The sequence below is a fragment of the Streptomyces specialis genome (genome assembly GCF_001493375.1).
In the GTDB taxonomy this organism is placed as follows: Bacteria; Actinomycetota; Actinomycetes; order Streptomycetales; family Streptomycetaceae; genus Streptomyces; species Streptomyces specialis.
In genome coordinates this window covers 1-4,270 of the sequence record NZ_LN929811.1, presented here as the reverse complement: position 1 = coordinate 4,270, position 4,270 = coordinate 1, and the positions used below count along the sequence as shown (strand labels likewise).

5 protein-coding genes are annotated in these 4,270 nt (G+C 70.2%); 3 read left to right on the top strand and 2 right to left on the bottom strand.

The window, feature by feature from the left end; genetic code table 11:
* Positions 1-970, top strand: a 970-nt coding sequence (locus BN2279_RS07500) for a hypothetical protein (RefSeq protein ID WP_324612826.1), incomplete at its 5' end; no start/stop codon positions are given.
* On the opposite strand, the gene BN2279_RS31415 is transcribed toward BN2279_RS07500, so the two are convergent.
* Entirely contained in the window at positions 946-1,395 is a 450-nt protein-coding gene (locus tag BN2279_RS31415; RefSeq protein ID WP_079031952.1) for an SDR family oxidoreductase, read from the bottom strand. The two genes, BN2279_RS07500 and BN2279_RS31415, sit on opposite strands and share 25 nt — an antisense overlap.
* Before the next feature lie 494 nt (positions 1,396-1,889).
* Positions 1,890-2,504 (bottom strand): TetR/AcrR family transcriptional regulator, encoded by a 615-nt coding sequence (locus BN2279_RS07490; RefSeq protein WP_059007716.1) that lies wholly within the window; start codon positions 2,502-2,504, stop codon positions 1,890-1,892.
* A gap of 106 nt (positions 2,505-2,610) precedes the next feature.
* Between BN2279_RS07490 and BN2279_RS07485 the strand changes: the two genes are divergently transcribed.
* Positions 2,611-3,033: an ester cyclase gene (locus BN2279_RS07485; RefSeq protein ID WP_059007714.1), complete on the top strand. Its 423-nt coding sequence runs from the start codon at positions 2,611-2,613 to the stop codon at positions 3,031-3,033.
* 86 nt (positions 3,034-3,119) lie between these two features.
* A partial coding sequence (locus tag BN2279_RS07480; protein WP_104530960.1) for an IS701 family transposase occupies positions 3,120-4,270 on the top strand: 1,151 nt, incomplete at its 3' end.

The window sequence follows — 4,270 nt, the reverse complement described above, 5'->3', positions numbered from 1 at the left end:
GGCCGGTGACGCCGGTCACCAGGTGGCGCCCGCGGGCTCCTCGATGGTGGTGTTGACGCGGTTGAAAAGGTTGGTCAGGCCGATCATGAGGATGACCGCGGAGAGCTGTTCCGCGCCGAAGTGGCCGACCATCCAGGCCCGTCTGGAGGCGGTCAGCGGCGAGGAGCGGGAACATCTGCTGGGCCGCCTCGGGGACTCGGCGGTGCTGCGGGCGTGGCTGCCGGGCGTCGTCACCGACGACACGGCGCCCTCCGTGGCCCTTCTGCTGTCGGCGGCGTGTCACATCCGCAGCGCCCAGCATCCCGGTGGCGCGTGGTGCGCCACGTGCGCGCCGTCACCCGAGCAGCGGCCGGACCCCGAGGCGCTGGCGGTCGCGGAGCGACGGCTGCGGGTGGTGGCCGAGCGTGGGCCGGACTGGGTGGAGCCCTGGTCCGGGCTGTTCGTCGCGGCAACCGCGCTGGGTACCGGACCGCGCTCCGCCCGAGAGCTGTTCGACGAGGTGGTGCGCCGCGTGCCGGGACATGTCGGCGTGCACCGGCGGTACCTCCAGCAGGCGGGCGCCCGGCATGGGGGCTCGGACGAGGCCATGCACACCTTTGCCTACCGGGCGATGACGCACGCGCCCGGAGGGACCCCTCTGGGGGGGCTGGTCGCCCAGGCGCACCTCGAATCGCTGGCCACCGCAGGTCCCCGGGCAGGTGGCCACCTGCGCGATCCCCTTGTCACCCGGCAGCTTCACGACGCCGCCGACCGGTCGGTCCGGCATCCCGACTACCGGCGGGGACCCTACTGGGTGTGGGAGCACGACGTGTTCGCCATGATGTTCTACCTCACGGGTGAGCGAGCCGCGGCCCGTGACATGTTCCGGACCCTCGGCGGCCGGGTCCCGGAGCGGCCCGCAGGACCGGGAGGGGACAACTGGCTGCGCGCGCACCGCCGGTCACGTCACCACAGCGGCGTCTGGTGCTGAGACAGCTTCGCGGAATCCGGACCTGACCGGCGCGGCAGGCCATGAGACCAGACATACTCACATCCGGCCCCCCAGCGGGCCGTGCGGCGGAGCGGACCGCGCCCGTCACGGTCTCGTCTGCCGGAGAGCGCCTCCTGGCACCACCGTCCTTCCCCGGGGCCACGGAATGCAGGGCGGTACGTGACGGATCCACGCGACGCTCCCACGCGGCACGGCTCGCACACCCGCCGGACCCGACGCCACGGACCTCCCGTTCCGGGGGGGAGGGTCAACAAGTCGGAGCCGCCTGGCGTGTCGATCACCCGGCCGGTCATCCAGCGCGCGTCGCCGGACGCGAGGAAGGCCACGGGGCCGGCCACGTCCTCCGGCTGCCCCATCCGGCCGAGCACGGCCAGGGACGCCGCTCGGGCTTCGGCATGTGGGATTGCCGCGCAGCCAGGCCGCGTTGACGCCGGTACCGATGACGCCGGAAACCACCAGGTTCACCATGACACCCCGCAGCCCCAAGTCCTTGACGGGGTTGAGGGTGAGGGCATCGAGTGCCCCTTGGTGGCGCTGTAGGCGACGAACTCCGGCATAGCGGGGCGGGGGGCGGGCCACGACGCTGATGACCCATGCCCCTCACACAGCCGCCGCAGTTTCTGCCGGCCGGTGCAGAACCACACGCGGACGTCGACGGCGAAGACCCCGCCGCAACCACCCCGAACAACCGCCCAGGGCAAGCGGGTCGGCGGAAGTGATGTCCGTCTCGAAACGGCTCCGGGCACGGCGGCGGGGGATGAATTCGGAGGTGTTCGGGCATCTGGCGCCCGGTTAGTCCACCTGTAGAGCGTGATCTTCATGCCTGAGTGGCTCGCTGGAGCGGTCCAGGGCGCGTGGTTCGAGTGCGCGGCGGAAGTCGGCGTCGTTCTTGCCGCTTTCAGCGGATGCTGTCGTCTGGTGTCGAGGTGGTCTCCGTGCCCTGTCTGACCAGGAGGATGAGGCGCTCTGCCTGGGTGGCGTCGGTGGCGGTCAGGGCGATTCCGTTGGCCAGGGTGAGTAGTTCCGATGCGTTGAGGTCGGTGCGGACGGCACCGGCGCCTTGCGCCCGGGTCAGCAGTGCGGATGCGGCTGTGTGCATCGAGCGGTGCCAGCGGTCGAACAGCACGGAGCGCTGACTGGTGCGGTCATCGGTGATCGACAGCGCCAGTTCCCGCTTGGCTGCCACGTGGGCGATGAATTCCTGAAGCCAGTGGAAGAGGGCGTCGCCGGGAGGTTCCTCGGCCAGTAGGGACTGGCTCCGGGCGCTGAGTTCGGTCACTTCCTCGGAGTAGACGGCGATGATCAGTTCGCGGCGTGTGGGGAAGTGCCGATACATCGTGGCATTGCCGACGCCGGCCCGGCGGGCGATGTCGTCAAGCGGGGCATCGACGCCCTGGTCGTGGAAGACGTCCCTGGCCGCGGACACGAGCAGGTCGTAGTTGCGCTGAGCGTCCGCGCGGCGACGACGCTGGGGTTCCGAACGCGGCGCAGCTCCGGCGCTCTGCGAGGGCATGACCCTCCCTGTCAATCGGGGACTTCCCCGGTTACGATAGCCGAACACGGCAATCGGGGAACTCCCCACTTGCTGCCTCACGTACCTCCGCCAGAGGAGATTCCGCATGCCGCAGAGAGCAGAAGACGCTACGCACGCAGGACCGGGAGAGATTCACCGGCGCTGCGTCGAGAGCTACGCGCAGGTCCTGGAAGGCCGGCTCGAGGACGCCCTGGAACTGATCGACCCTGAGGTCGTCGACCACCGGGGAGGCACCCAAGGCGATCACCGGGGACGCGACGCCTGGCGACAGAAGTGGGAGCAGGCGAGCGCGGGCGGTGCATTCCAGGACGTCTCGGTGACGATCGAGCAGAATGTCGTCTCCGGCGACACCTCCGTCAACCGTTACACCGTCCGGGGCACCCACACGGACTCCGGCCGGCGCTACGAGGTCCTCGGCTTGGACATGGTCTGCGTCCGCAACGGCCGGATCGTCGAACACTGGGCCCTGCTCGACGCCGACGCGATGCGCGACCAGTTGGGCCTGTGAAAGAACCGCCCGCGTCCGGCGTCCAACTGGTGACCGCCCCGCCCAACGGGAACCTGGCCCGCCGGCAGGAGGCGTTCGACAACCTCATGGGCCGGGTCACGGGTCGGTTCACCCGGGTCGAACCCCGACGCCGAACGAGGAAGTCGGTGCTCGGAGTGCTGTCCGGCCTGCCGCGCAAGAACTGCTGGACCATCACCGAGCGGACCGGCGACACCACCCCGGACGGCATGCAGCACCTGCCGGGCAGGGCCAAGTGGGATGCCGACAGGTCCGCGACGACGTACGCACAGGCGGTGCTGGTCGTCGACGAGACCGGCGACGTGAAGAAGGGCGTGGACACGGTCGGCGTCCAGCGCCAGTACACCGGCACCGCCGGCCGGATCGAAAACTCCCCAGTCGCCGTCTACCTGGTCCACGCAGGTCAGCGCGGCCACGCCGCAGTGGACCGGGAACTCTACCTGCCGCGCTCCTGGTCCTCCGACCCCGACCGTTGCCGCGCTGCGGGCCTTGCCGAGAAAACCTCCTTGGCCACCAAGCCGGAACTGGCCACTCGCATGGGTGCCCGGTTCCTGGACGCGGGCCACCAAGTCGCATGGGTTGCCGGCGACGAGGTCTACGGCGGCAATGCCAAGCCGCGAACCGCACCGGAGGAACGCGGCTCCGGCTACGTCCTCACGGTGGCCGGCTCGCACGGAGCCGCTACCGGTGCGGGGAAGTTCCGTGCGGACACGCAGGCCAGGAAGGTACCCATGGGAGCCTGGCAGAAGCTCCCCGCAGGGGCCGGGGCCAGGGGCCACCGCTTCCACGACTGGGCAGTCATCGACCTCCTCGCCGACCCCCGACCCGGGAGTCGCCAACTGCTGATACGCCGCAACTACGACACAGGCGAACCCGCCCCCTACCGCTGCTACTCACCCCCACCCATGCCGCTGACCGAGCTGGTGCGGGTCGCCGGCTCCAGATGGCGGGTGGAAGAGACCTTCCAGACCGGGAAAGGGCTGGCGGGACTCGAGGAGCACCAAGTCCGCCGTTACCCCTCCTGGAGCCGCCGGGTCACCCTCGCTCTGCTCGCCCACGCCTTCCTGGCCGTCGCGCGTGCCGACGAACACGCCCGCAGTCCCGGGCCGACCGACCTGATCCCGCTGTCCCGCAATGAGATCCAGCGCCTGTTCACCACCTGTCTCTTATTCACACCTATCCCCGCCCACCGCTCGCGATCGCGTGCGACTGCAGATGA